Origin of the sequence: Hongsoonwoonella zoysiae, from assembly GCF_013266695.1 — a bacterium.
Classification (GTDB): Bacteria; Pseudomonadota; Alphaproteobacteria; order Rhizobiales; family Stappiaceae; genus Hongsoonwoonella; species Hongsoonwoonella zoysiae.
Genome location: NZ_JABRXF010000001.1, coordinates 2200055 through 2224285, shown reverse-complemented (window position 1 = coordinate 2224285; position 24231 = coordinate 2200055). Strand labels below are relative to the sequence as shown.

General features: G+C 60.4%; 29 protein-coding genes. 21 read left to right on the top strand and 8 right to left on the bottom strand.

The window, feature by feature from the left end; genetic code table 11:
• Nucleotides 1-39 precede the first annotated feature (39 nt).
• Complete coding sequence (locus HPQ64_RS10285) at nt 40-519, top strand: Lrp/AsnC family transcriptional regulator (RefSeq protein ID WP_172888247.1); 480 nt, start codon at nt 40-42, stop codon at nt 517-519.
• Nucleotides 520-535: 16 nt separating this feature from the next.
• On the opposite strand, the gene HPQ64_RS10280 is transcribed toward HPQ64_RS10285, so the two are convergent.
• Nucleotides 536-1786, bottom strand: a complete 1251-nt coding sequence (locus HPQ64_RS10280; protein ID WP_172888246.1) for an NAD(P)/FAD-dependent oxidoreductase — start codon at nt 1784-1786, stop codon at nt 536-538.
• A gap of 92 nt (nt 1787-1878) precedes the next feature.
• Between HPQ64_RS10280 and HPQ64_RS10275 the strand changes: the two genes are divergently transcribed.
• From HPQ64_RS10275 to HPQ64_RS10250, 6 genes are all read left to right on the top strand, one after another.
• A complete protein-coding gene (locus HPQ64_RS10275) occupies nt 1879-2868 on the top strand; it encodes a sodium:proton symporter (RefSeq protein WP_172888245.1) in 990 nt (329 codons plus the stop codon).
• 140 nt (nt 2869-3008) lie between these two features.
• On the top strand, nt 3009-3686 hold the full coding sequence (gene rpe / locus HPQ64_RS10270; protein ID WP_172888244.1) for a ribulose-phosphate 3-epimerase: 678 nt from the start codon (nt 3009-3011) through the stop codon (nt 3684-3686).
• Complete coding sequence (locus HPQ64_RS10265) at nt 3683-4189, top strand: hypothetical protein (protein ID WP_172888243.1); 507 nt, start codon at nt 3683-3685, stop codon at nt 4187-4189. Before rpe ends, HPQ64_RS10265 begins: the two co-directional genes overlap by 4 nt.
• Before the next feature lie 113 nt (nt 4190-4302).
• The gene (purB, locus tag HPQ64_RS10260; protein WP_172888242.1) at nt 4303-5631 is read left to right on the top strand and encodes an adenylosuccinate lyase; all 1329 of its coding nucleotides are present in this window, start codon (nt 4303-4305) and stop codon (nt 5629-5631) included.
• A 3-nt stretch (nt 5632-5634) separates the two neighbouring features.
• Nucleotides 5635-6381: a metallophosphoesterase family protein gene (locus tag HPQ64_RS10255; RefSeq protein WP_172888241.1), complete on the top strand. Its 747-nt coding sequence runs from the start codon at nt 5635-5637 to the stop codon at nt 6379-6381.
• Nucleotides 6382-6430: 49 nt separating this feature from the next.
• Entirely contained in the window at nt 6431-6979 is a 549-nt protein-coding gene (locus HPQ64_RS10250) for an RBBP9/YdeN family alpha/beta hydrolase (protein ID WP_172888240.1), read from the top strand.
• On the opposite strand, the gene HPQ64_RS10245 is transcribed toward HPQ64_RS10250, so the two are convergent.
• The gene (locus HPQ64_RS10245; protein ID WP_172888239.1) at nt 6963-7616 is read right to left on the bottom strand and encodes a peptidoglycan-binding protein; all 654 of its coding nucleotides are present in this window, start codon (nt 7614-7616) and stop codon (nt 6963-6965) included. The genes HPQ64_RS10250 and HPQ64_RS10245 overlap by 17 nt on opposite strands.
• Before the next feature lie 250 nt (nt 7617-7866).
• Here HPQ64_RS10245 and HPQ64_RS10240 point away from each other — a divergent pair, with 250 nt between their 5' ends.
• From HPQ64_RS10240 to HPQ64_RS10230, 3 genes are read left to right on the top strand one after another with little or no spacing between them, the layout of a single operon-like run.
• Nucleotides 7867-8328: a hypothetical protein gene (locus tag HPQ64_RS10240; protein ID WP_172888238.1), complete on the top strand. Its 462-nt coding sequence runs from the start codon at nt 7867-7869 to the stop codon at nt 8326-8328.
• A 12-nt stretch (nt 8329-8340) separates the two neighbouring features.
• Complete coding sequence (locus tag HPQ64_RS10235; protein ID WP_172888237.1) at nt 8341-8928, top strand: hypothetical protein; 588 nt, start codon at nt 8341-8343, stop codon at nt 8926-8928.
• Nucleotides 8925-9668 (top strand): SCO family protein, encoded by a 744-nt coding sequence (locus HPQ64_RS10230; protein ID WP_172888236.1) that lies wholly within the window; start codon nt 8925-8927, stop codon nt 9666-9668. The genes HPQ64_RS10235 and HPQ64_RS10230 overlap by 4 nt, the downstream gene beginning before the upstream one ends.
• Nucleotides 9669-9755: 87 nt before the next feature.
• On the opposite strand, the gene HPQ64_RS10225 is transcribed toward HPQ64_RS10230, so the two are convergent.
• The gene (locus HPQ64_RS10225; protein WP_172888235.1) at nt 9756-10532 is read right to left on the bottom strand and encodes an HpcH/HpaI aldolase family protein; all 777 of its coding nucleotides are present in this window, start codon (nt 10530-10532) and stop codon (nt 9756-9758) included.
• Nucleotides 10533-10681: 149 nt separating this feature from the next.
• On the bottom strand, nt 10682-11005 hold the full coding sequence (locus tag HPQ64_RS10220; protein ID WP_172888234.1) for a DUF1476 domain-containing protein: 324 nt from the start codon (nt 11003-11005) through the stop codon (nt 10682-10684).
• A 288-nt stretch (nt 11006-11293) separates the two neighbouring features.
• Between HPQ64_RS10220 and purC the strand changes: the two genes are divergently transcribed.
• The 4 genes from purC (at nt 11294) to purQ (ending at nt 13421) form a co-directional block, all read left to right on the top strand.
• Nucleotides 11294-12091: a phosphoribosylaminoimidazolesuccinocarboxamide synthase gene (gene purC, locus HPQ64_RS10215; RefSeq protein WP_172888233.1), complete on the top strand. Its 798-nt coding sequence runs from the start codon at nt 11294-11296 to the stop codon at nt 12089-12091.
• A gap of 110 nt (nt 12092-12201) precedes the next feature.
• A complete protein-coding gene (purS, locus tag HPQ64_RS10210; protein WP_172888232.1) occupies nt 12202-12441 on the top strand; it encodes a phosphoribosylformylglycinamidine synthase subunit PurS in 240 nt (79 codons plus the stop codon).
• 10 nt (nt 12442-12451) lie between these two features.
• Nucleotides 12452-12559 carry a phosphoribosylformylglycinamidine synthase-associated small membrane protein gene (locus tag HPQ64_RS20615; protein ID WP_281358263.1) on the top strand — a complete coding sequence of 36 codons (108 nt, stop codon included), beginning with the start codon at nt 12452-12454 and terminating at the stop codon, nt 12557-12559.
• Nucleotides 12560-12746: 187 nt separating this feature from the next.
• Complete coding sequence (gene purQ, locus HPQ64_RS10205) at nt 12747-13421, top strand: phosphoribosylformylglycinamidine synthase subunit PurQ (RefSeq protein WP_172888231.1); 675 nt, start codon at nt 12747-12749, stop codon at nt 13419-13421.
• Nucleotides 13422-13443: 22 nt separating this feature from the next.
• On the opposite strand, the gene HPQ64_RS10200 is transcribed toward purQ, so the two are convergent.
• Nucleotides 13444-14232, bottom strand: a complete 789-nt coding sequence (locus HPQ64_RS10200; RefSeq protein WP_172888230.1) for a helix-turn-helix transcriptional regulator — start codon at nt 14230-14232, stop codon at nt 13444-13446.
• Between the two features lie 201 nt (nt 14233-14433).
• On the opposite strand from HPQ64_RS10200, the gene HPQ64_RS10195 reads away from it, so the two are divergent.
• On the top strand, nt 14434-14970 hold the full coding sequence (locus tag HPQ64_RS10195) for a peroxiredoxin-like family protein (protein ID WP_172888229.1): 537 nt from the start codon (nt 14434-14436) through the stop codon (nt 14968-14970).
• Between the two features lie 57 nt (nt 14971-15027).
• Nucleotides 15028-16140 carry an enolase C-terminal domain-like protein gene (locus tag HPQ64_RS10190; protein ID WP_246270398.1) on the top strand — a complete coding sequence of 371 codons (1113 nt, stop codon included), beginning with the start codon at nt 15028-15030 and terminating at the stop codon, nt 16138-16140.
• Nucleotides 16141-16368: 228 nt separating this feature from the next.
• Here HPQ64_RS10190 and HPQ64_RS10185 read toward each other — a convergent pair whose 3' ends face one another.
• A complete protein-coding gene (locus tag HPQ64_RS10185) occupies nt 16369-16614 on the bottom strand; it encodes a DUF1127 domain-containing protein (protein ID WP_172888228.1) in 246 nt (81 codons plus the stop codon).
• A gap of 105 nt (nt 16615-16719) precedes the next feature.
• On the opposite strand from HPQ64_RS10185, the gene HPQ64_RS10180 reads away from it, so the two are divergent.
• From HPQ64_RS10180 to HPQ64_RS10160, 5 genes are all read left to right on the top strand, one after another.
• The gene (locus HPQ64_RS10180; RefSeq protein ID WP_172888227.1) at nt 16720-18156 is read left to right on the top strand and encodes an aminotransferase-like domain-containing protein; all 1437 of its coding nucleotides are present in this window, start codon (nt 16720-16722) and stop codon (nt 18154-18156) included.
• Nucleotides 18157-18286: 130 nt separating this feature from the next.
• Complete coding sequence (gene purL / locus HPQ64_RS10175) at nt 18287-20515, top strand: phosphoribosylformylglycinamidine synthase subunit PurL (protein WP_172888226.1); 2229 nt, start codon at nt 18287-18289, stop codon at nt 20513-20515.
• Nucleotides 20516-20541: 26 nt separating this feature from the next.
• Complete coding sequence (locus HPQ64_RS10170; RefSeq protein WP_172888225.1) at nt 20542-20775, top strand: BolA family protein; 234 nt, start codon at nt 20542-20544, stop codon at nt 20773-20775.
• 62 nt (nt 20776-20837) lie between these two features.
• Nucleotides 20838-21170, top strand: coding sequence for a Grx4 family monothiol glutaredoxin (grxD, locus tag HPQ64_RS10165; protein WP_172888224.1), 333 nt, complete (start codon nt 20838-20840; stop codon nt 21168-21170).
• 236 nt (nt 21171-21406) lie between these two features.
• A complete protein-coding gene (locus HPQ64_RS10160) occupies nt 21407-21682 on the top strand; it encodes an antitermination protein (RefSeq protein WP_172888223.1) in 276 nt (91 codons plus the stop codon).
• A gap of 66 nt (nt 21683-21748) precedes the next feature.
• On the opposite strand, the gene HPQ64_RS10155 is transcribed toward HPQ64_RS10160, so the two are convergent.
• Entirely contained in the window at nt 21749-23014 is a 1266-nt protein-coding gene (locus HPQ64_RS10155) for an Hsp70 family protein (RefSeq protein ID WP_246270396.1), read from the bottom strand.
• Nucleotides 23015-23165: 151 nt separating this feature from the next.
• Nucleotides 23166-24119, bottom strand: coding sequence for a tRNA 2-thiocytidine(32) synthetase TtcA (ttcA, locus tag HPQ64_RS10150; RefSeq protein WP_246270656.1), 954 nt, complete (start codon nt 24117-24119; stop codon nt 23166-23168).
• Nucleotides 24120-24231: the final 112 nt, after the last annotated feature.

Below are 24231 nucleotides of genomic sequence, written 5' to 3'. Positions count from 1 at the left end.
CACCCCAAAATGCGGAATGATTATTCAGCCGATAGGCCTATGAGCGAAAAAATCCTCCTCGATCCGTCGGACATACGCGTCTTGCGGATTCTCCAGCGTGACGCTTCGTTATCCATCGCCGAGATCGCGCGTGAAGCCGGCATGAGCCAGACGCCCTGCTGGCGGCGCATCAAGAAGCTCAAGGAAACCGGCGTCATCCGGCACATCGTGGCGGTCGTCGACCGGGAGGCCGTCGGCCTCGGCTTCGTCGCCTATTCCTTCGTCAAACTCACGGTTCCAAGCCGCGAGAACATGGAAACATTCGACAAGCTGATCCAGCGTTGGCCGGAAGTGGTCATCTGCGAAAGGATCACCGGCGCCGTCGACTACCTGCTGAAGGTGGTCGCTGACGATATCAAACATTACGACGACTTCCTGCGCCTCAAGCTTCTCGACAACACGCTCGTCTCCGACGTTCAGTCGCGTATCGTCGTCCACACGGTCAAGGATACCGCAGCTTTGCCCTTGCGGGAAAATTAGGGCCGGGATCCCGCGTTTAAAGGCCGAATCTCAATGGTGACAGCGGGGATGGATCGGTGAACGGCTCTTCGTCGTTCATCAGTTGCGCAAGCAAAACGGCGGTTGCCGGCGCCGTGGTAAAACCATGGCCGGCATGCCCGAAATTCAGCCACAAGCCCTTGTGCCCGGGCGCAAGCCCGACCACGGGAAGGCTGTCGGGAAGAAGCGGACGCGCGGCAAAGCAAAGCTCTTCCTCTATTTCGGGACCCAGTGGAAAGACCTTACGGGCTGCCTTCACGTTCCGCCTCAGTTGCGCCGTCTCGGCCTTCGCTTCAACGCCGGTGAATTCATGGCCCGTCGTCAGGCGCAAGCCCCGCTCCATCGGGCTCAGCATATAGCCCTGTTCGACGTCGTGGATGGGGCGCCTGAGGTTGACGCCATCCACCGGCCGGAAATGGCGATAGTACCCTCGCGAAGCCATCAGCGGAAACTGGATGCCGAGCGGCTCCAGCACCTGCGAAGACCATGCGCCGAGCGAAACCACAATATTGTCGGCACACACCTTGCCGGTGAGCGTGTTGACCGCCCAGCGCCCGGAACTTCGCGCGAGCGACCTAGCATCGCCGGTTTCAACCACACCGCCGACGTCGCGCAAATGCCGCGCATAGGCCTTCGTCAGGCCGCCTGGGCTCGAAACCGAGAGGCTTTCGGGAAAAAACAGCGCACGGCTGAAATCGCCTGCGTAAAGATCGGGTTCCAGTTCGCACAAGCGGCTTTCATCCAGATCCTCATACGTGGTGCCGAAAATCCTCGCGAAATGAAGCTCCATGTCGAGCTCTTCAAGCCCGGCATCGCTGCGATAGAGCTTGATCCACCCGGATGGACGGAAGAAACGTTCCGCACTTGCGCGTTTCGCCAGTGCCTTGTGCTCGAAAATCGCGGTGCGCTGCAAGGACGCGATGGCGGTTGCATAACGCATGCCGTTATCGCGTTCCGAGACTTCGCACAAACGCCCTGCCCAGGAAAGCAGTCTTGAAAGGATGCGCGGGTCGTAGCGGAAACGGGACGATGCGTTGAAGACAGCGCCCATGAGCCTGAGCGGATCATCCGGAATGGAAAAGGGCAGAAGGTCCTCACGCGTAAGAACACCGGCATTGCCGCGCGAGGCTTCATCCCCGGGCCGCCCGCGTTCCACGACCAGTACATCACGCCCGCTCATGCGCAGATAGATCGCGGCGGTGATGCCGACGATACCTCCGCCCAGAACAATGACGTCGACTTCACGCAACTTTTCAAAGCCTTGCAACTTGCCGTTCGTTTCCCGGATACTGCGCCACCCGGCCGGACGGCGAAACCCGCAACTGGAGAGAATCAGCAACGATGTTCAAACCCTTAGTACAGGGTCTTCGCTGGCTCGGCCATCGCGGCACGCCCGCCGTTGCGGCAAGCGCATTCCTGGGAATGGCGCTGCCGCCCCTGTCTTCGCTGGTGCGCCCTTATGTCGAGGAAGCGATTTTCTGTCTTCTGGTATTGGCGTTTTTGCGCGTTGCACCGATAGACGTTCTGGCACGGCTGCGCCGCCCGAAGCTCGTCCTTCTCGCGGTGGTGTGGATGATGCTGGCCATACCGCTTGCGCTCGGCTTCACGGTCAAGGGGCTCGGCATTTTGGAGACCACGCCTGCAATCGGCGTGGCGCTGTTCCTGGTGACCGCGGCACCGCCGATCATGTCGGCACCGGCCTTCGTGTCCCTGCTTGGCCTCAACGGGGGCTTGAGCCTTGCCCTGTTGATCGTCGCGATGCTTGCGACGCCCGTCACCGCCCCCTTCATCGGCGAGGTCATTCTTGGCGACGCGCTGCCAATCGATTCGCTTTCGCTTGCCGTCCGGCTCGTCGGCTTGCTCATCGCCACCGCGGGTCTTGCCTGGGTCATCCGCCACATCGCCGGGCCGGACCGTATCGTCTCCTGGAAATCGGAAATCGACGGGCTCAGCGTTGTTCTGCTGTTCTTCTTCGCCGTCGCGGTCATGGACGGCGTGGCGGAAAGCTTCCTCTCGCGCCCGCTGTTGACGATCGGCGTGGTCGTGATCGCATTCGCCATCGCGCTCTCGCAAATGGGCGTGACGCTGCTGATATTCCGCGCAACGGCCAGCGAAGACGCCTTCGTGCTGGCCCATGCGGTCGGCAACCGCAACATGGGCCTGATCGTGGCCGCATTGGGTGGCGCGGTTCCGGATCTTGCCTGGCTATTCTTCGGCCTCGGACAACTGCCGATCTACCTGCTGCCACTGTTCCTGCGACCCGTGGCACGGAGGATCGCCCGCCAGTCCGCGGCCGCCCTTTCCGCCAACGCGCATTCCTCCGGGCAATAGGCTTGGGAGGAGACGCGGCAGGTCTGGTTCACGCCACGTAGCTTGTGAGCCAAGGCCGTGATTGCTTGCGCTTGCTGTTTGCGCATGCCTGTGGTAGCGCGCGTCCATCCTTGCTTCAGCCGCCACCCGGAGTGTGCCCGATGCCCCGCGATCTCGTCATTGCCCCGTCGATTCTAGCCGCCGATTTCGCGAAACTCGGCCAGGAGGTCAGCGATGTGGCCAAGGCGGGCGCCGACTGGATCCATCTCGACGTCATGGACGGCCATTTCGTGCCGAACATCAGCTTCGGCCCCGATGTCATCAAGGCGATGCGCCCGCATACGGACAAGGTCTTCGACGTCCACCTGATGATCGCGCCGTGCGACCCTTACATCGAGGCTTTCGCCAAGGCCGGCGCCGATATCATCACCGTCCATGCCGAAGCGGGCCCGCATCTGCACCGCTCCCTGCAGGCGATCCGCGCGCTCGGCAAGAAGGCTGGCGTTTCGCTCAATCCCGGCACGAACGAGCGCGACATCGAATATATCATGGACATGGTCGACCTCATTCTCGTGATGAGCGTCAATCCCGGTTTCGGCGGCCAGAAATTCATCCATTCCCAGATTGAAAAGATTAGCCGTATCAAGGCGATGATCGGCGACCGGCCGATCGACCTGGAGGTCGACGGCGGCGTGACGCCTGAAACCGCCCCGCTTGTCGCGCAAGCAGGCGCAAATGCGCTGGTCGCAGGCTCCGCCGTCTTCAAGGGCGATGGGCTCGCCGGATACCGCGAGAATATCGAGGCGATCCGCTCCGCCGCGCAAGCCGTGTATTCTTGACGAAACCGCCGATCCACCCGAGCCTGAGCGAAGACAAGGGGGATGGCGTGCAGGCGATCGGTTTCGCGATATTCTGGGCACTGGCGATCGGAGGGGCCTTTTTCGCCCTAACGATCGGGCGCGGCCATGCCGTGAGCGAACGCTCCCTGGCGGCGGTGGCGCTTTTTTCAGCGGGCGGCTTTCTTGCCGCGCTCATGGCCCTTGGCATCGCAGGCCTCATCGCAAAATACCGCCCTCAACCCAGCGCGCGGTTCGCGGCGATGTTCATCGCGCTGACACTCGCCACCGCCGGCATCACGGCGTTACTGTTCTACCTCCAGTTCCGCATCTACTACAGTCAGTGGCACGAACCGCATATTTCCCGTGGTCTGCTGACGGAGATCATCTTCACCCTGGCATCTTCCGGCTACATTTTCGGGGTCAAGGGCGTACGCCTGCTAACCCCGGTGGCGCTGCCACTCATTTTCGCGGTCTCCTTCCTTTACGCCCGTCGAAAAGGGTGATCCGCGCGCGAAAGTCCAATCCGCCGCGTTGAGAACCGGTGTCGGCTCTGATAGACCCTGCGCGAACCTGCCCGCCCCATCAAGGGACAGATCGACAAAACAGGACGACGCCGATGATCCCGCGCTATTCGCGACCCGAGATGGTTTCCATCTGGTCGCCGGAGACGAAATTCCGCATCTGGTTCGAAATTGAGGCGCATGCCTGCGACGCGCTTGCCGAACTCGGCGTCATCCCGAAAGAAGCGGCGAAAACCATCTGGGAGAAGGGCGGCAAGGCCACATTCGACATCGCGCGCATCGACGAGATCGAGCGCGAGACGAAGCACGACGTGATCGCCTTTCTCACGCATTTGGCCGAAATCGTGGGGCCGGACGCCCGTTTCGTTCACCAGGGCATGACGTCGTCCGACGTCCTCGACACCTGCTTTAACGTCCAGCTCATGCGTGCCACGGACCTTCTCCTGAAGGACATGGACACGCTGCTTGCGGCTCTGAAGCACCGCGCCTTCGAGCACAAGAACACCGTCTGCATCGGGCGTTCGCACGGCATTCACGCGGAACCCGTAACCTTCGGCCTGAAAATGGCGCAGGCCTATGCGGAATTCGACCGCTGCCGGGCGCGCCTTGCCGCCGTGCGCGAAGAGATCGCAACTTGCGCCATTTCGGGCGCCGTCGGCACTTTCGCCAATATCGATCCGCGCATCGAGGAACATGTGGCGGCCGCTATGGGCCTGAAGCCCGAGCCCGTTTCCACGCAGGTGATCCCGCGCGACAGGCACGCGATGTATTTCGCCACCCTTGGCGTGATCGCCTCGTCGATCGAGCGGCTGGCAACGGAAATCCGCCATCTTCAGCGAACGGAAGTGCTTGAGGCGGAGGAGTTTTTCTCCAAGGGTCAAAAAGGCTCATCCGCCATGCCGCACAAGCGCAACCCGGTACTGACGGAAAACCTGACCGGCCTTGCGCGCATGGTCCGCTCCTACGCATTTCCCGCGATGGAGAACGTCGCGCTGTGGCACGAGCGGGACATCTCGCACTCTTCCGTGGAACGGATGATCGGCCCGGACGCGACCGTCACGCTCGACTTCGCGCTGGCGCGGCTGACGGGAGTCGTCGAAAACCTCGTCGTTTACCCGGAACGCATGATCGGCAATATGGACCGTCTCGGCGGACTGGTGCATTCGCAGCGCATCCTGCTTGCCCTGACGCAGGCCGGCGTTTCGCGCGAGGATGCCTACCGCCTCGTCCAGCGCAACGCGATGAAGGTCTGGGAAAGCTATCAGACGTCCGGCAACGCGGAGGTCGATTTCCTGGATTCGCTGCTGTCGGACAAGGAAGTGCGCGCCGCCCTTTCGGAAGAGGAAATCCGCTCACGCTTCAACCTCGACTATCACACCAGGCAGGTCGACACGATTTTCAGCCGGGTATTCGGAAGCAACTGATACATGCGTATCGCCATTGTTTCGGACATTCATGGCAACCTGCTCGCGCTCGAGGCCGTCCTTGAAGACCTGAGGGCGCAGGTGCCCGACGTGATCGTGAACCTTGGCGATTGCGTTTCCGGGGCTCTTTGGCCGGAAGAAACGGCGCAGCTGCTGATAGAAAAGAACTGGCTGACGATCCGCGGCAATCACGATCGCGAGCTTTTCGACCTGCCGGAGGAAGAACTGGGCGAATCGGACGCTTTCACGCTCCCTTTGTTGAGCAACGCTAGCCGGGAGTGGCTGCAGGCACTGCCGGCGACGGCGAGACTTTCCGACGAAGTCTTTCTCTGCCATGCCACTCCCACGAACGATGATCTTTATCTGACCGAAAAGGTCGTCGGGCCGAAGGGACATTTGCCGTCGGAAGCCGAAATCCGCGAAAAGCTGGAAGGCGAAAGCGCACCGCTGATTTTTTGCGGACACACGCACATCCCGCGCCTGATCAGGCTATCCACGCAGCAGACGATCCTCAATCCGGGCAGCGTCGGACTGCCGTCCTACGACGAAGATCACCCAAACCACCATATTATTGGGGCGGGCAGCCCGCATGCCCGTTATGCGATCGCAACGAAAACGGGCGGCAAGTGGGATTTTACCGAACGCATGATCGAATATGATTGGGACCGCGCCGCGCGGCAGGCGGCGAAAAACGACCGCGACGACTGGGCAGCCTCATTGAAAAACGGCTTCTTCGGACCGCTGTCCTGAGACTTTTCCGAAACTGGGCAAAGTAAATGAATATCCGACGGAAAACGCAATGAAAGCAGCAGATGCAGACGTCCTGATCGTGCCGGGCTGGCAGAACTCCGGCCCCGATCACTGGCAATCGCGCTGGATGGAGAAGATGTCCACCTCTCGCCGGGTCGAGCAGGACGACTGGGACGAGCCGGTGCTGGCCGACTGGGTGGACCGGCTCGTTGAAGAGGTGGAAGCGTCAACACGGCCTGTGGTGCTGGTTGCGCATTCGCTGGGCGTCGCAGTTGTTGTGCATGCGGCACCGCGAATTGCCCGCAAGGTGCATGGCGCATTCCTCGTCTGCTGCCCGGATGTGGAAGATCCCGCGCGAATACCGATCAAGCTGCGGCACTTCGGGCCGCTGCCGCTTGACCCCCTGCCCTTTCACGCATGGCAAGTGGCAAGCCGCACAGACCCTTACTGCAGCTTCGAGCGGGCCGAGCTTTTTTCCCGCCACTGGGGTACGAAACTGCTCGACGCCGGCGATGCCAAGCATCTGAACACGGAAAGCGGCCAGGGGCCATGGCCGGAAGGCGTGCTCGCCTTCGCCCACCTCATGAAAGAACTTTAGGGCTGATTTTTCGTTCGGCCTGCGCCTGATCGAGACGTGCGGCGAGCCTGTTCAGCGTGTCCTTCAGGGCTTGCATCGCAGCTTGCGTCGGCAACGGCGGAAGGCCGATGTCATGCTCTTCGAGGAACTCGGCAAGCGCAGCCCGCGATTTCCGCCCGAATATCCCGTCAACGGGGCCTGGATCGTATCCCAAGGTTCCCAGCACGGATTGCAGGCGACGGATAGCCACCGGATCGCGAAGCAATTGCAGGCCCGACTCCTCACCGCTCGACATCGTCACCCGTAGCCGAAACGGTTCTGGATCGGCGCTTTTGAGCATCTGCGTTATGCGGATCTCGTAGGTCCTGGCCTCCATCAGGAAGCGGTAATCGATGCGCGCATCGATGACGCCCACAATCGTGAACATCGTATTGCCGACGCCAAGAAGCCTGAGATGGAGCGCGTCGCCCTGGATGCCTTCAAGCAGATAACACATCGCTGTGTCCGGCAAGGCGTCACCGGCGATCACGACCTGTTTTTCCCCTTGCGGAAACAGAATGGTTTCGCACGCCCCCCGAGCCACAAGCGGAGAGACGCTCGCCACCACGAACGCGCCGAGGACCACGATCCGGATGATTGCCCAATCGATCCGAGGCAAAGCCGCCTCCTTGCTCCCTGACAGGGTGCTGGATGAAGAAACCGGCGCCGATTTTACCATCTGCGAATATCCGGCGACAGGAAATCGCTCGAAACGGCAGGCATCCCGCCACACCTCTCACGACAAATTTACGTAGCGGATATCAGTCTCTCCGCGGATTTCCCACGAAAATTTGAGTGGTTCGTGCACTCATATTCCCCCACCCTCAAAGCAGTCCGTTTAGAACGAAGAGCATTCAGGGGAGAATGCAATGCTGAAAAAACTGGTCATTGGCGCCGCTTTGGCTTTTGCGGCCGCCGTACCCGCCACCGCCTCGCAGGGCACTCAGGGCGAGCACGTCCAGGTTACCGGAGAAATCATCGATACCTGGTGCTATTTCTCGGGCGTAATGGGCGGTCCCGATGCCGTGCGCGGCACGGCCCACCACACATGCGCCTTGTGGTGCGCGGCAGGCGGCATTCCCGTCGGCATCCTGGCCGACGACGGCACTGTCTACATGGTCCTGAAATGGAAAGACACGACGGAAGTCGCCGACGGCACCAGCCTGCTTTCCGTCCAGACCCACCGCGTCACCGCCGACGGCACGCTCTACAAGCGTGACGGCATCAACTACATCATGGTCGACGACGTTGTGAACGACGAAGGCATCGTGCTTTCCAACCACGAAGACTTCGGCTTCGTGCCGCCCTTCGCCCAACCGAAGAACAAGTGAGGGGCATACGTGATGAAAAAACTGATCATGAGCGCAGCCGCTATTCTGGTCGCTTCCCCGGCGTTTGCCGGCGATGTCGACTATTCGGCGAACAGCCAGGCGAAATCCTGGAACCTCTTCGGCGAGGAGAAGGCCCGCTTCACCGGTAAAGTCACGGATGCCGTTTGCGCACTGACGGGCGACTGCCCGGACAACTGCGGTGGCGGCGACAGGCAGATGGTTGTCATCCGCGAAGACGATGATCGCATGTTCCTCGCCAACAAGAACGGCCAGCCGATCTTCTCAGGCGCGACTTACGACCTCGCCAATTACTGCAATCAGATGGTCGAAGTCGACGGCCTTCTCGTCGGCGACAGCGACATCACGCCCGGTCTTGAATCCAAGCTCCTTCAGATCCAGTTGATCCGCCCGATCGAGGACAAGGAATTCGCCAAGACCAACAAATTCACCAAGGTGTGGTCCGCGAAGTACCCCGAAGCTAAGGGCAAGGGGCCGTGGTTCCGCCGCGATCCGGCCATCAAGGCCCAGATCGAAGAGACCGGTTACTTCGGGCTCGGCCATGAGGTCGACCAGAAGTACCTGGAGGAAAATGCAGAATGATCCGCTGGATTGCGGCCGCGCTTTTCGGGGTCTCGGCCGCATTTCTCCATGATCAGCTCAACCGTGACACCGATCCCGGATCGGTGGTAACGGCCGGTGCGGTGGCAGAAAAGACATCTTCCGCCTCCTCCGCGCCCGCCGGCAAGGCCGAAGATCAAAGCGTATCCGGCAAGAGCCCGACGCCGCGCGTCGCCGGCCTTGAACCGGCGGAACCGAACGGCGGCGACCTGCCGCCGGGCGGACCGGCGCTGCCTTTCCCGATCGACGTCGAGGCGCGCTTCGACCTTGTCGACCAAAACGGCAATCGCGTGACCGAGGCCGATTTCGCCGGCAAACCGATGGCGCTCTTCTTCGGATATGCAAGCTGCGAGGCCGTCTGCTCCGCCGTCATGCCGGATGTCGCCCGTACGATGGAATTGCTGGAAGATCAGAACCAGAAGTTCAACACGGTGATGATCACCATCGATCCCGCGCGCGACACGCCGGAGGCGATGCGCAAGAACCTGCCACGCTGGAACTCCGGCATCATTGGCCTTACAGGCACCGAAAAGGCGCTTGGCGAGGTTCGCGACCTGTTCCAGGTCGACATTCAGGTGGTCGGCCATGATGAAAAAGGCGGCGCGATCTATTCGCACGGCAGCCTCATCTACCTGATCGGGCCGGACTCGAAGCTGATGACGATACTGCCCCCGGTCTATGGCCCGGAGCATATGGCCAAGATTATCTCGCGATATATCTGACATATGGCCTTACAAAAAAGCCGATGCATCGATGGATAACCGGTGCATCGGCTATTGCGCATTCTGCCAAGGGCGTATCGGCCTTCCCTATCCCTCCAACGTCGACAGCAGCTCAGCCGCGCCTCCGGTGATGAAACCCGCATCCGAGCCGAGCGTGACGAATCGAAATCCCATCCCGATCGCCGCCTTGGCATGGTCCGGCGACATGCAATAAATCGCCGCGATCTTGCCCTTGGCATTGACACGCGCGGCGATTTCAGCGCTTGCGTCCATCGCCACCTTGCCGGTCGGATCGACACCCTTGCCTTCGGACAATGTGAAGCTGAGGTCGCTTGGACCCACATAGATGCCATCCAGCCCCTCCACGTCCAAGATGTCGTCGAGCGCGGCAAGCGCGGTCGGCGTTTCGACCATGGCAAAGGCGAGCGTTTCCTCGTTCGCGCGGCCCGTATAATCGGGCAAGCCGTTATAACCAAGCCTGCGCGCGGCATGATGAGGAGCCCAGCTGCGCGCGCCGAGCGGCGGAAATTTCATCGCGGCGACGAGCGCCATCGCATCCTCGGCGGAATTCACCATTGGCATGATGACCGCCTCAGCACCGAAATCGAGCACGCGCGAGGCCGTCGCAAAATCGTCGACGGCAACACGGACGGCCGGATGCGCGCCGGCGGCGATAATCGTGGCGATCGCATCGCGCGCAGACGCGATGTCGTGCAGCCCATGCTGCATATCGAGCGTCACCGCCTCGTAGCCGGCGTGGGCCATCAATTCCGAAAGGATCGGCGCGGCAAGGGCCGACCAGGCCGTTACCACGGTCTCACCGGCGCGAAGCCGGCTTGCAAGCGAAATGCGGGAATCGGTCATGAAATCCAGGATCCAATGAGTCGCGAAGGCAGGCAGCAATGAAATCCTGCCCCGGGCACGCCCGCAAGGGCTACATCAAAAAAAGTAAGACACCGCCCAATGCAGGGACGATGTCTTCTCTCAAGAATAACTCCGCGGAAAAGCCGGTGTCAGCCTTCGGTGCGGATCTGCTCGATCGCCTTCTGGAGGAGTTCCTGCATCGTCCGGCGGATCTGGTGATCGGACTGTTCCACGCCGGCTTCGTCGAAATCGGCGCGAACCTTGCGGAACACGTCCTCGTCGCCCGGCTCCTCGAAATCGGCGCGCACGACCGATTTCGCATATTCTTCCACCTTGTCGCCCTCATAGCCGAGCTTTTCAGCCGCCCAGAGGCCCAATAGCTTGTTGCGCCGCGCAATCGCCTTGAAGCGCAATTCCTCGTCATGCGCGAATTTGTTTTCGAAGGCCTCTTCACGCCTGTCGAACGTGCTCATCAGCTTGTCTCCTGCCAATCGACGATCCGCGGAGAGAATACTCCCCCCTAACCCCATATGGGCGCTCGATGCCGTTTTGCATATCCCCCATGGCTTGCCAAATCAACGCGGGATCGCCCTGACCATAGGATGTATTGGATAGCCATATACTAAGATCACACACATGATTGTGCTTTTTCCGGCGATCGTGTAGGTTCCGCGCCACAAAAGTGGGGGCCGAAAGACCGTTCGCCGCCAATCCGTCCTCCCCGACACCGGCGAACCAATAAACGGAGTTCCTGCTGGAACATGGATTTCCTGTTTACAACACGGTATGTGCCAATGAACCGCCGTCGGCGAATATATGAGGGCAAGGGCAAAATCCTCTATGAGGGCCCGGAGCCGGGAACGCTCATTCAGCACTTCAAGGACGATGCGACTGCTTTCAACAACAAGAAGCACGAGATCGTCGACGGCAAGGGCGTGCTCAACAACCGCATCTCGGAGTTCATCTTCAACCAGTTGAACGCCATCGGCATTCCGACGCACTTCCTGCGCCGGATGAACATGCGCGAGCAGCTGATCCGGGAAGTGGAGGTCGTCCCGCTGGAGGTGGTCGTGCGCAACGTCGCCGCCGGCTCCCTTGCCAAGCGGCTCGGCCTTGAGGAAGGCATGCAGCTTCCCCGCTCGATCATCGAGTTCTACTACAAGAACGACGAACTCGACGATCCGCTCGTCTCCGAAGAGCATATCACGGCCTTCGGCTGGGCGACGCCCCAGGAGCTTGACGACATCATGGCGCTTGCCATTCGAGTCAACGACTTCCTGACCGGCCTTTTCCTGGGCGTAGGGATACGCCTTGTCGACTTCAAGATCGAATGCGGCCGCCTTTACGAGGGCGATCTGATGCGCATCGTCGTTGCCGACGAAATTTCGCCGGACAGCTGCCGGCTGTGGGACATCCAGACTAACGACAAGCTGGACAAGGACCGCTTCCGGCGCGATATGGGCGGCATGCTCGAAGCCTATCAGGAGGTGGCGCGCCGTCTCGGCATCCTGAACGACAACGACCGCCCCGCAGGATCCGGGCCGGTGCTCGTGAAGTAATCCGGGAAAAAGGCCGCAACACTGCGGCCTTTTTCTTTGCCGCGCATGAATGTATGGATTGGCGGCCAAAAGTTCCCTTAATGGCAGATCACACGATCCGGAAAAGACAGATGAAAGCACGCGTTACCGTCACGCTGAAAACCGGCGTTCTCGACCCGCAGGGCAAGGCCATCGAAAACGGGCTTGCCTCCCTCGGTTTTGACGGCGTGGGCGAGGTGCGCCAGGGCAAGGTCTTTGATATCGCGATTTCCGATCGCGATGCGGAAAAGGCCAGGGCGGACCTTTCCGCCATGTGCGAAAAGCTTCTGGCCAACACGGTGATCGAGAACTACGCGATCGAAATCCTTTAAGACCGGCACAATGGATGACGACAATGCGAAGGCAATCCGATTTCTGGCGATAAAGGCTGCTGTTTTCGTCCTCTTGCCGGCTGTTCTTGCGCTAATTGCCGCGCTCTTGCTCGTCTGACACGATACTAGTCACGCGAATCTGAAGTTCGTCTTTATTCGCGGCATACGCTGAACGAACTTCAGATTCAAAAAGGGTGACTAGCCAAATATATGTTTCCAGTGTGGTTTCCGGATTTGAAATACGCTCCGGAGGCTGCTGCTATAATGAAGCGTATTTCAAATCCGCCACACTAGGGCTCCGCACCATGAAATCCGCCGTCATCACCTTCCCCGGCTCCAACCGCGAACGCGACATGATGAATGCGCTGAAGCTGATCACGGGACATGAGTCGGCAGCCGTCTGGCATCAGGACACGGCGCTGCCCGATGTGGACCTCGTGGTTCTTCCAGGCGGATTTTCCTATGGCGACTATCTGCGGGCCGGCGCAATCGCCGCCCGCTCGCCGGTCATGCGCGCGGTTGCGGAAGCCGCAAACAAGGGCGTGCTCGTATTGGGCGTTTGCAACGGCTTCCAGATGCTGACCGAAGCAGGCCTTCTTCCAGGTTCGCTGATGCGGAACGCAGACCTCCACTTCGTCTGCCGGGAGGTGAAGCTTGAAACCGTCAACACCGCTTCCGCGTTCACGCGTGGATTTAAACCCGGCCAGGTCTGGCGCTGCCCGGTCGCCCATCACGACGGCAATTATTTCGCCGATTCGGAAACGCTTGAGCGAATCGAAAGCGGAGGCCAGGTCGCCTTCCGTTATGCCGACGGCACCAATCCGAACGGGTCGGTCAACGAAATCGCGGGTGTTCTAAACGCGACGGGCAATGTGCTCGGCATGATGCCGCACCCGGAAAACCTTGTCGATCCGCTGCAAGGCGGCACGGACGGGCGCTCGCTTTTCGCAAGCATCGCAAACCTCATGGAAACCGCCTGAGGCGGTAGCGCCGCGCCCAGCCCTATTCCGCGGCTTCCAACGCGGGCCTGCGGTCGGCGCGCGGCGGATGCCCGTAAGCGCGCTGATACGCACGGGTGAAGGCAGCGGCGCTTGCGAACCCCACTCTTCCCGCCACCGTCTTGAGCGGCAGGCCGCTGGCAATTTCCTGACGGGCAACGATAAGCCTCCACTGGGCGAGATAAGCGCCCGGCGTCTGGCCCACGACATCGCGAAAATTAGTGGCGAAAACTGTGCGGGACATGCCCGCCACTTCCGCCAGATCCTCAAGCTTCCAAGTACGCTCCGGCGCCTCGTGCATTGCAACCAGGGCCAGCGCGATCTGCGGATGCGACAGGCCGGCGATTAGCCCATGGCTGGCCGCGCCGGTTTCCATCGCATAGCGCAGGAGGCGGATCACAACGACCTCGCAAAGCCGGTCCACCGCCGCCTGGCGCCCGCAGCGCGGCGACTCCAGCTCATCACGCAGAACACAGGCGACCGCGGCAAGCGCGGGCGCCCGGGAAAGCTCCACGCGCACCTCTTCAGGCAACGCAAGCGACAAGGGAGAATCCTCGCCGCCGAGTTCCACCCGTGCGGCCACAGCCACGCGGCCGCTCGCGCAAAGCGAGCCTCCGTCCCTGGGGCGGAAAATCAAAGCTTCCAGCGGCGGCCTGCCCTGCCTACCGTCAGCTGAAGTCGTGATGTAGAGATTTGGCTTTGCCGTCGCACCTTCCACGCAGGCCACATGGGCGCGGATACGGAAGCGGTCGATCAATGCCGACAACCGGTCGACACCATGGCTGATGGTCATGTTCACACTCTCGGCATCCGAACGCAGGATCAATAATCGAGTATGGAATTTTGCGAAATGTACGCTAATTGAGCATCCGATGCTAGCCGCTTGCCGGGTTATTTCTCTTCAAATCAACGGCGCGGCGATCATCTTAGGGCCTGGACCCTAGCCCAGCGAATCCGACAAACGCCATCGAAGCAAAGTGCAGGAGAGTATTTCATGCTGACACCGCGCCAGCCCGTGCCCGATCTGAAAGTCGAAACCCTGAACCATGGTACGTTCGACTTGCAGGCGCAAAAGCCAAAATTTGCGACGATCGTCGTTTTCTACCGCGGCCTGCACTGCCCGATCTGCGCGACATACCTGAAGGAACTGCAGCGGCTTCTTCCCGATTTCGCCGAGCGCGGCATCGAGGCGGTAGCGATTTCCTCCGACACCAAAGAGCGGGCCCAGGATTTCGCGGAGCGCGCCGAACTGAAGGAACTTCGCCTTGGCTATGGCCTGTCGTTGGCGGATGCCCGCAAATGGGGCCTCTATATCTCCACGAGCCGCGGCGAAACCTCCATCGGTGTCATCGAACCCGACCTCTTTTCCGAACCGGGTGTCTTCATCGTCAAGCCCGACAACACGCTTTACTTCGCGTCGGTGCAAACCATGCCGTTCTCCCGGCCCGTCTTCAAGGATATGCTGCCTGCGCTCGATTTCGTGCAAAAGGTGGACTATCCGGCGCGCGGCGAATACACGGGCGCAGTGTAACGCTCGAGCGCAATCTGCCGTAAAATTGGCCGCCGGAAATTTCCGGCGGTCTTTTTCATGGGGCTTGAGACTATGACAAATGCAGAACGCGCTTCCCTGACCGGCAAGATCGACAGGATAACCGCACGAGCCGTGAATGCCCCGATAGAAGCTCCGGTCAAGACCGCGTCGGGGGAAATCCGGCAGGCACCGCTTGTCGTCATCGACATCGATACAAGCGACGGCATCCGGGGAACGAGCTACATTTTCGCCTACACGCCGCTAACGTTGCGCGCACTTGTGACATTCATGGAAGATCTGGGCCCGACGCTCATCGGCGAACCGGCGGCGCCGGCATCGATTTACAAGGAGTGCGAAGGCAGGTTCCGCCTTCTTGGCCGGCAGGGTGTCGTCGGCATGGCTCTTTCCGGTATCGACATGGCTTTATGGGACGCGCTGGCGAAAGCGGCTGGCGTGCCGCTGGCAGTTCTGCTCGGCGCCGACATCGCGCCCATTGAAGCTTATGACAGTTATGGCGTCGTCGATCCCAAGCGCGACGCCAAGCGGCTGGAAACGACGCTGGAGCGCGGCTTCGGGGCGATAAAGATCAAGCTTGGGCTCGGCGCAATCTCCGACGACGTCCATACGCTAAGCGAGTTGCGGCAAGTCGTCGGGCCGGAAGTGCGCATCATGGTCGATTACAATCAGTCGCTCGGCGTGACCGAGGCTCTGGAACGTATCGAGGCGATCACGGAATTCGATATCACCTGGGTGGAAGAACCTGTTCCCGCCGAAGACCTGACAGGCCATGCGCTCGTGCGGGAAAAATCGCCGATCCCGATACAGACCGGCGAAAACTGGTGGTTTCCGGAAGGAGCGGCGAATTCCATTGCCGCGGGAGCGAGCGACCTCGTGATGCCCGATCTCATGAAGATCGGCGGCGTGACGGGCTTCATGCGGGCAGCGGCGATGGCGCAGGCAGCTTCGCTTCCCGTTTCCAGCCATCTCTTTATCGAAGCTTCGGCCCATGTTCTGGCGGCAACCTCGAACATCCAATATCTGGAATATCTCGATTTCGCAGGTTCAGTGCTCAAGGAACGTATGCTGCCGGAAAATGGCCGCGTCATCGCGCACGGGCCCGGCCTCGGGCTCGATTGGGATGAGGACGCGCTGAAACACTACGCCGCGTGAAAAGGGTTCAGCAGCCGCTTCATTGCGGAAGATGGAAACGCCAGGCCCCGGACCGTGCGCGGACAATGAACAAACCCTTGATGCGGCGGTTCAAGAAAATCTTACGTAGTGCTTGAATTTGACGCACAAGAGTTCGACCGGCCCGCGGCCTGAATTTTACTTCCGGCCACGGGCCGCCAAAGCGGGCAGGCTGCAGGTTGCCCGCTGTGCCTGGAGACGGCCGACCCACTACATCCAGAAGGGCTTGCGTGCTTCAGCCTCTGCATCGGCGCGACCAAGGCCGATATCGGCCAATTGTTCATCCGTGAGCTTTGCCAGGTCGCGGCGGGACAACTGCTTGCGGTAACGGGCGAAGAGATAGCTCGTATTCGAGCGTGCGAAACCAAGCGGAGATGGAATTCGTGGGTCGCAGGTCAGCGATTCAACCAGACCCAAAAACCGCTGAACCAACGATATTGTACCTATTGTACCCATTCCAACCTCACAAATTTACTTAGAAGAGGTAAGATTGCTCCCCTTCGATTGTGATTTCTTATATCAATTGACTCTTAATATTGATCAAGATAGATAATTGTCACCATGACAAATTGGCTCCCCGATATATCCGAGGGCGAAGGGCCGCTCTATGTGCGTCTGGCCGACCGGATCGAATCCGATATCGACAAGGGCGTTCTGCCGGGCGGCGCAAAACTGCCGCCTCAACGCGATCTCGCCTACGACATCGGGGTGACGATCGGCACCGTGGGCCGGGCCTATGCGCTGGCACGCGAGCGCGGACTTGTGAGCGGAGAGGTCGGGCGCGGCACTTACATCCGTTCCCGTGACAACCTGATGTCCGGAAACAACGCGCTGGTGGAGGGCAAAGGCCTTGCCACCAGCATAGAATTCGCGGGAACGCGTGCGATCCTGCCCGAACCGGGCACGATCATGATGGACAGCAGCGCGGCGCCAGACATTGGCCAGTCGGCAATTCTTGAACGCATCCTTATGGATATCAGCCGAACGCATCCGCATGAAATCGCCAGCTACTCGCGCACGCACCCGCGCAACTGGCTGGAGGCGGGGAGCCGCTGGGCCGCCTGCGGCGGCTGGACACCCCCACCGGAAACAGTCGTTCCGACAATCGGCGCCCATGCGGGGATCTGTGCCGTTCTCTCCGCAATGACAGCACCCGGTGATCTTATTGCTTTTGAGAACCTTACCTACAGCTCATTCGCGCGAACCGCGCCGTTGCTTGGACGACGCGCGATTATCGTCGATTCCGATGAAGAGGGGGTGCTCTCGGAAGACTTCGAGCGGCTATGCGCCCAATGGCACCCGAAAGTACTGTTCCTCATGCCGGCCATGCGCAATCCAACCCTCGGCATATTACCTGACGCGCGCCGCCGCGAGATCGTGGAGATTGCCAGGCGATACAACGTCTGGCTGATCGAGGACGGCGTCTACGGCGCCATGATCGAAGATCAGTCCACGCCAATTGCCGCGATGGCTCCGGAGCGGACCTTCCACGTCACGAGCCTTTCCAAGGCGATTGCCGCCGGCGTTCGCGGCGGCTACGTGGTCTGCCCTCCAGCCTATGTCCAGCGCATCCTGACCGCACACAAGATGACGGCTGGCGGCATGATCTTTCTGCTGGCCGAACTTGCAGCGAGGCTCGTGCTTTCGGGTGCGGCGGACCAAATCCGGGAGAAGGTCAGGGAAGTCGTCGCCGAGCGCGAGGCTCTGGCGAGGGAAGTGTTCGCGGGCTTCGATTTCCGCTCTCACCCCAGAGTGCCTTTTCTCTGGATGAAACTGCCCGAGCCGTGGCTTTCCGGAACATTCAAGAAAGCCGTCCTGCAGAATAACGTGCTCATCGACGATGAGGACGAATTCAAGCCTGCGCGCACCGACAAGGTCCATCACCGCGTCAGGTTCGGATTTACGGCACCGAAAACGCTTGAAGATGTAAGGACCGGTTTTGAAGTGATACGGCGTCTCCTGGCCGAACCGGCGGCAAGCTACGACGATTATTCGTAAGAATCCGGGCATCGATAACTCGATAATCGGGAATTGCGCACTTTCGCGCAGTTCCCCTCGGTCATCGCATCTGCTAACAAGGCGCGGCAATTCGGACCCTCGCGACCAACGCCGCTGCCCCGGACGAAACATGATCCCCAACGACATCAAGATCACGCCAGACCTCATCGAATCCCACGGGCTGAAACCCGACGAATACGAGCGCATTCTCTCTCTCATCGGCCGTGAGCCGACTTTTACCGAGCTTGGCATCTTTTCCGCCATGTGGAACGAGCACTGCTCGTATAAATCTTCGAAGAAATGGCTGAGAACGCTGCCGACCAAGGGGCCGCGCGTCATACAAGGACCTGGCGAGAACGCTGGCGTCGTCGACATAGGCGACGGCGAGGCGGTGGTCTTCAAAATGGAAAGCCACAACCACCCCTCCTACATCGAGCCTTATCAGGGTGCGGCGACGGGCGTGGGCGGCATCCTGCGAGACGTCTTCACCATGGGCGCAAAACCGGTCGCGGCCATGAACGCGCTGCGCTTCGGCGATCCCGACCACCCTCGAACGAAGCACCTTGTTTCCGGCGTTGTTTCCGGCGTCGGCGGATATGGCAATTCCTTCGGCGTACCGACCGTGGGCGGCGAAGTGGAATTTCACCCAAGCTATAACGGAAACTGCCTCGTCAATGCCTTCGCGGCCGGCATCGCGAAGACGGATGCGATCTTCTACTCCAAAGCGGAAGGTGTCGGCCTGCCCGTCGTTTATCTCGGCGCCAAGACAGGGCGCGACGGCGTCGGCGGCGCGACGATGGCAAGTGCGGAGTTCGATGAAACCATCGAGGAAAAGCGCCCGACCGTTCAGGTCGGCGATCCTTTCACCGAAAAATGCCTGCTCGAAGCCTGCCTTGAACTCATGGCGTCCGGCGCGGTGATCGCGATTCAGGACATGGGCGCCGCCGGGCTTACCTGTTCCGCCGTCGAAATGGGCGCGAAGGGGAACCTCGGCATCGAACTCGACCTCGACGCCGTGCCGGTGCGCGAGGAGAACATGAGCGCCTATGAGATGATGCTCTCCGAAAGCCAGGAGCGCATGCTGATGGTGCTGCGCCCGGAGCAGGAAGCGGAAGCCGAAGCGATTTTCCGCAAGTGGGGCCTGGATTTCGCAATTGTCGGAAAGACGACAAACGACCTGCGCTTTCGCGTGATCCACCAGGGCATCGAGGTTGCCGATCTTCCGATCAAGGAGCTTGGCGACGAAGCGCCGGAATACGACCGCCCGCACGTCGCAGGTACGGCGCGCCCGGTGATCGCGGCATCCGATGTCGCGGAACCGGATAACTACGCTGAGGCGCTCCTGACGCTGATCGGTAATGCGAACGGCTCATCCCGCCGCTGGGTCTATGAGCAATACGACACGCTGGTCCAGGGCAATTCAGTTACGACGCCCGGCGGCGATGCCGGGGTCATCCGTGTGCCGGGCGAAAACGGGAAGTCGCGCAAGGGCCTGGCGTTTTCAGTCGACGTCACGCCACGTTATGTCCTTGCGGACCCGTTTGAGGGCGGCAAGCAGGCGGTTGCCGAATGCTGGCGCAACATCACGGCCGTGGGTGCCGAACCGCTTGCCGCGACCGATAACCTCAATTTCGGAAATCCGGAAAAGCCGGAGATCATGGGGCAGCTCGTCGGCGCGATAAAAGGCATCGGCGAAGCGTGTTCTGCGCTCAATATGCCGATCGTTTCCGGCAACGTCTCGCTCTACAACGAGACGCACGGCGAAGCGATCCTTCCGACACCGGCGATCGGCGGAGTGGGCCTGCTGCCGGATGTGACGTATCGCGCCAAAGCCGCATTCGATGCCGAAGGCGATGTGATCCTGATGCTTGGCGGCGAGGGAACGCACTTGGGCTCGTCCGCATATCTGCGCGATATCCTGGGCCGTGAGGAAGGCGCACCGCCACCTGTCGATCTGGCAGCGGAAAAGCGAAACGGAACACTGGTACGTCAGTTTATCGGTGCCGGGCGCGTGACGGCGGTCCATGACATTTCGTCCGGCGGACTGGGTGTAGCACTTGCCGAAATGGCGATTTCCGGCGGCCTTGGGGCATCCGTCAAGGTTGGCGTGCCTGCGCATGCCGCGCTCTTCGGCGAGGATCAGGGCCGCTATGTCGTTACCTGCCGCGAAGACGCGGTTGACGCCATCATCAGCGATGCGAAAGACGCGGGCGTGCCCCTCATCCGGCTTGGTACCGTTGAGGGCGGCGAATTGACTGTTGAAGGAATCCTCTCCATATCCGTTGCAAAGCTGCGTGAAGCCTATGAAAATTGGTTCCCGAGCTACATGGCGGGGCAAACGGAAATCCCCGCGGAATAACAAACGGAACGGGAAGGAAACCGCTTATGGCGATGGATGCACGTGAGATCGAGACCCTGATCCGGGACGCGTTCCCGGACGCCAAGATCGAGATCCGCGACCTCGCCGGCGACGGAGACCATTATGCCGCCGTCGTCGTCTCCGATGCGTTTACCGGCAAAAGCCGGGTGCAACAGCATCAGATGGTCTATCAAGCGCTGAAGGGAAAGATGGGCGGCGAATTGCATGCGCTTGCCCTTCAGACTTCGGCGCCGGAATAGACCCCGAAATCGAGAGCCCGCTCGCCGGACCTTGACCCGGCGCAACGAAAGGACAAAGTCAAATGAGCATTCAGGACTGGATCAAGAGCGAAGTCGATTCCAACGATGTCGTGCTCTTCATGAAAGGCACCCCGGCCTTCCCGCAGTGCGGATTCTCCGGCCAAGTCGTGCAGATCCTCGACTACGTGGGCGTGCCCTACAAGGGCGTCAACGTGCTTGAGGACGACGAGCTGCGCCAGGGCATCAAGGAATTCGCCAACTGGCCCACGATCCCCCAGCTTTACATCAAGGGCGAGTTCGTGGGCGGTTGCGATATCATCCGCGAAATGTTCCAGAATCAGGAACTGCAGTCAGCCTTTGAAGAAAAAGGCATCTCAACGAGCCAGAGCGCCTGACACCCTCTTTTCCACAGAAAAATCAAAGGCAGGCCATGGTTTGGCCTGCCTTTTTCGTGCTTCGAGCCAAGTGTGACGCAGAGGCACCGGAAATACCGGGCGAATCACTTTATTCTGAATGAAGGATGAATGCCGGTTTCACCTTCTGGTCAGCAGTCTGCCGCCATTCTCCATCCCACAGCCGCGATCTTCCGAGCGGGTATCGGAGGAAACGGAGTGATCGGGAGGAAGCCGGAATGAGCAGAGCCATTAGAAGGTTGACGGGAGTTGCCGCCCTGGCAGCGCTTGGCTTGGCAGCCGTAGCCCTTGCCGGCGAACAGGCAAAGGGACTGCGTGAAGTCAATTGCGCCAGGCTTACGGTCTTTGCTCCCCGGAATGGTCTAACCAGCGAAGATCTCTGCCGCGACTATGGCGGGCTTGCGAAAAGCGCCTCGACCTCTGAAACGCCCGCCCTCGTCATTCTCGTCAGGAACCAGCCTGTCGGCAACGCGAACGGATTGCACATGCGCTAAAAAGCATACCTTTCGGGAGCGAGAAATCGGCCAGCCAATGGGCATTTTCGATCTAAGGTCTGGACCCTAAGCTGTTCGAGCCATGTCTTGCGCACAACTGCCGAATTTGCGGGCCGCGTCGAGCGCCAGCCCCGACCCTACACTGCCGAATACGTCTCCCTGCACAATGCGGGCGCGGCTAAACTTCTTCGTCAAGCGATCGCGCACATAAGGGATCGATGCCGACCCTCCCGTCAGGAAGACCGTGGACACGGCAGCCGCCGGAACCCCCGCGCGAAGAAGACATTCGTCCAATGCGCGTTCCACGCGCCCGACCGAGGCATGGATCGCCTCCACAAGGTCATCGACCGTAATATCGACCTCGAGATCACCGGCGGGAAGCGGCAGGTGCAAATTGTGGGCGTCGGCTTCCGACAAGGCGACCTTGGCACCTTCCACGCAACCGGCAAGCGCGTGCCCGAGGCGGTGCTCCACCAGATCGATCAGCCTCTCGACCCTTCCCGATTCCAGTGCATCGTAACGCAGTTCCTTCAGTTTCTGCGCCGCCTGTGATGTGTAGAGGAAGTTGATCCGGTGCCAGGTGGCAAGCTCGTAATAGGCCCACTTCGGCAAATCGCGCTTGCCGTCTCGGGCAAGGGCCCCCAATCCGAACTCGGGCATGACACTTTTGAGGCTCAGCAACCGATCGAAATCCGTGCCTCCGATATGAACGCCGGAGCTGGCCAGAATATCATTTCGCCGGTCGGCCCGCGCGCGGCCCTCCGGGCTGACCCGGACGACCGAGAAATCCGACGTGCCGCCGCCAAGGTCGACGATGACCGCAAGCTCTTCTTCTTGCACCGTCAATTCGTGGTCAAGGGCTGCCGCAATGGGCTCGAACTGGAATTCTATCGACGTGAAACCGGCATCGCGCGCAATTGCCTCCAGCTCATTCTGGGCGCGTCGGTCGGCTTCGGCGTCGCCATCTACAAAAAATACCGGCCGCCCGAGAACGACCTCATCCAATGCACAGCCCGCCTCAATTTCAGCCCGCCGCCTGACTTCACGCATATAGAGACCGATGATTTCGTCATAGCCCCAGCGCCGCCCCTTTATCGGGGTTTTTTCCGCCATCGTGGCGGAACCCAGGACGCTTTTGAGGGAGCGCATCAACCGGCCCTCAACCCCCTCCACATAATGACGCACCGCGTCGCGCCCGAAACGCACGTCTTCATCTTCGAAGGAAAAAAAGATCGTGCTCGGGATAACCGCGCGGCCGCCTTCAAGCGGCAGAAGCCGCGACGTTCCAGAATCTGCAAGCGCCAATGTGGAATTCGATGTGCCGAAATCCATGCCGCATGGCATGCTAGCAACCATTGGTTCAAAACCCCTGTTCGTTCGCGGATTGGCTTCGGCGCGGCCGCAGGCAAAAATGCCGGCCTGTTCCCGCATCAAATACGGGCACATTCGCCACCGTAGAGGGTGAAATTGGAGAGATGTGCGGCTATTGCGCCGCGAAAAGTTTTTCTGTCATGGCGAGGCTTGCCGCGCAAGGCTCTTCCGCCTCACCTTCCCCCGACATTGCCGCAACGGTGGGTGCGAGGTTGGAAAAGTCGTAAAGCTTCCGGTCCAGAAGATGCGACGGACGTGTGTGGGCAAGTGCGCGCGCCATGACGCCAAGCCGCCCCGGCGCCTGCTTTTCCCATCTCTCCAGCATTTTCTTGATCTCAGCGCGCTGCAGGCCATCCTGACTACCGCAGAGATCGCAAGGGATGATCGGGAACTCCATCGCCGAAGCGAATTTCGCGATATCCTTCTCAGCACAGTAGGCGAGCGGGCGAAGCACCATAAGGTCGCCCTCGTCGTTGACGAGCTTTGGTGGCATGGACGCAAGCCGCCCGCCGTGAAAAAGGTTCATGAAGAAGGTTTCGAGAATATCCTCGCGATGATGGCCGAGAACGATGGCGTCACACCCTTCTTCACGCGCTGTGCGGTAGAGAATGCCCCGGCGCAGGCGAGAACAGAGCGAGCAATAGGTCTTGCCGGCCGGAATCTTGTCCGTGACAATGGAATAGGTGTCCTCGCGAATGATGCGATGCTCAATGCCGTGCTTTTCGAAGAATTCCGGCAGGATATGGCCCGGAAAACCCGGCTGCGCCTGATCGAGATTGCAGGCCACGAGCTCCACGGGAAGAAGACCGCGCCACTTCAAGTCCATGAGGACGGCAAGCAGCGTGTAGCTGTCCTTGCCGCCGGATAGGCATACGAGCCATTTCGCCGGGCGTCCTTCGCCCGGCAGCATGGAATAATCGTCGATAGCCTGGCGGGCCTCGCGCAGAAGGCGTTTCCTGAGTTTCTTGAACTCCACCGACGAGGGCGCATCGCGGAAAAGCGCGGGGCAGTCTGCCTCTGCTGCGCCGTCCTTGCCAGATTGCTCAATACCGTTGGCCGTCGTCAGTTCGCTCACGTTCCAATCCCGCCAGATAAGTTGCATCCCGTTCGCAGCGCACAATGCCCGAGCGCCGAATCGGACGCAAGCAAAGAGCCTGCATCACCGACAAATGAAAAAG

What these genes read in the sequence shown, in the direction of transcription:
- HPQ64_RS10285 (WP_172888247.1), top strand. Translation starts at nt 40, where the DNA reads ATGAGCGAAAAAATCCTCCTCGATCCGTCGGACATACGCGTCTTGCGG.
- HPQ64_RS10275 (WP_172888245.1), top strand. Translation starts at nt 1,879, where the DNA reads ATGTTCAAACCCTTAGTACAGGGTCTTCGCTGGCTCGGCCATCGCGGC.
- rpe (WP_172888244.1), top strand. Translation starts at nt 3,009, where the DNA reads ATGCCCCGCGATCTCGTCATTGCCCCGTCGATTCTAGCCGCCGATTTC.
- purB (WP_172888242.1), top strand. Translation starts at nt 4,303, where the DNA reads ATGATCCCGCGCTATTCGCGACCCGAGATGGTTTCCATCTGGTCGCCG.
- HPQ64_RS10255 (WP_172888241.1), top strand. Translation starts at nt 5,635, where the DNA reads ATGCGTATCGCCATTGTTTCGGACATTCATGGCAACCTGCTCGCGCTC.
- HPQ64_RS10250 (WP_172888240.1), top strand. Translation starts at nt 6,431, where the DNA reads ATGAAAGCAGCAGATGCAGACGTCCTGATCGTGCCGGGCTGGCAGAAC.
- HPQ64_RS10240 (WP_172888238.1), top strand. Translation starts at nt 7,867, where the DNA reads ATGCTGAAAAAACTGGTCATTGGCGCCGCTTTGGCTTTTGCGGCCGCC.
- HPQ64_RS10235 (WP_172888237.1), top strand. Translation starts at nt 8,341, where the DNA reads ATGAAAAAACTGATCATGAGCGCAGCCGCTATTCTGGTCGCTTCCCCG.
- HPQ64_RS10230 (WP_172888236.1), top strand. Translation starts at nt 8,925, where the DNA reads ATGATCCGCTGGATTGCGGCCGCGCTTTTCGGGGTCTCGGCCGCATTT.
- HPQ64_RS10225 (WP_172888235.1), bottom strand. Translation starts at nt 10,532, where the DNA reads ATGACCGATTCCCGCATTTCGCTTGCAAGCCGGCTTCGCGCCGGTGAG.
- HPQ64_RS10220 (WP_172888234.1), bottom strand. Translation starts at nt 11,005, where the DNA reads ATGAGCACGTTCGACAGGCGTGAAGAGGCCTTCGAAAACAAATTCGCG.
- purC (WP_172888233.1), top strand. Translation starts at nt 11,294, where the DNA reads ATGGATTTCCTGTTTACAACACGGTATGTGCCAATGAACCGCCGTCGG.
- purS (WP_172888232.1), top strand. Translation starts at nt 12,202, where the DNA reads ATGAAAGCACGCGTTACCGTCACGCTGAAAACCGGCGTTCTCGACCCG.
- HPQ64_RS20615 (WP_281358263.1), top strand. Translation starts at nt 12,452, where the DNA reads ATGGATGACGACAATGCGAAGGCAATCCGATTTCTGGCGATAAAGGCT.
- purQ (WP_172888231.1), top strand. Translation starts at nt 12,747, where the DNA reads ATGAAATCCGCCGTCATCACCTTCCCCGGCTCCAACCGCGAACGCGAC.
- HPQ64_RS10200 (WP_172888230.1), bottom strand. Translation starts at nt 14,232, where the DNA reads ATGACCATCAGCCATGGTGTCGACCGGTTGTCGGCATTGATCGACCGC.
- HPQ64_RS10195 (WP_172888229.1), top strand. Translation starts at nt 14,434, where the DNA reads ATGCTGACACCGCGCCAGCCCGTGCCCGATCTGAAAGTCGAAACCCTG.
- HPQ64_RS10190 (WP_246270398.1), top strand. Translation starts at nt 15,028, where the DNA reads ATGGGGCTTGAGACTATGACAAATGCAGAACGCGCTTCCCTGACCGGC.
- HPQ64_RS10185 (WP_172888228.1), bottom strand. Translation starts at nt 16,614, where the DNA reads ATGGGTACAATAGGTACAATATCGTTGGTTCAGCGGTTTTTGGGTCTG.
- HPQ64_RS10180 (WP_172888227.1), top strand. Translation starts at nt 16,720, where the DNA reads ATGACAAATTGGCTCCCCGATATATCCGAGGGCGAAGGGCCGCTCTAT.
- purL (WP_172888226.1), top strand. Translation starts at nt 18,287, where the DNA reads ATGATCCCCAACGACATCAAGATCACGCCAGACCTCATCGAATCCCAC.
- HPQ64_RS10170 (WP_172888225.1), top strand. Translation starts at nt 20,542, where the DNA reads ATGGCGATGGATGCACGTGAGATCGAGACCCTGATCCGGGACGCGTTC.
- grxD (WP_172888224.1), top strand. Translation starts at nt 20,838, where the DNA reads ATGAGCATTCAGGACTGGATCAAGAGCGAAGTCGATTCCAACGATGTC.
- HPQ64_RS10160 (WP_172888223.1), top strand. Translation starts at nt 21,407, where the DNA reads ATGAGCAGAGCCATTAGAAGGTTGACGGGAGTTGCCGCCCTGGCAGCG.
- HPQ64_RS10155 (WP_246270396.1), bottom strand. Translation starts at nt 23,014, where the DNA reads ATGGATTTCGGCACATCGAATTCCACATTGGCGCTTGCAGATTCTGGA.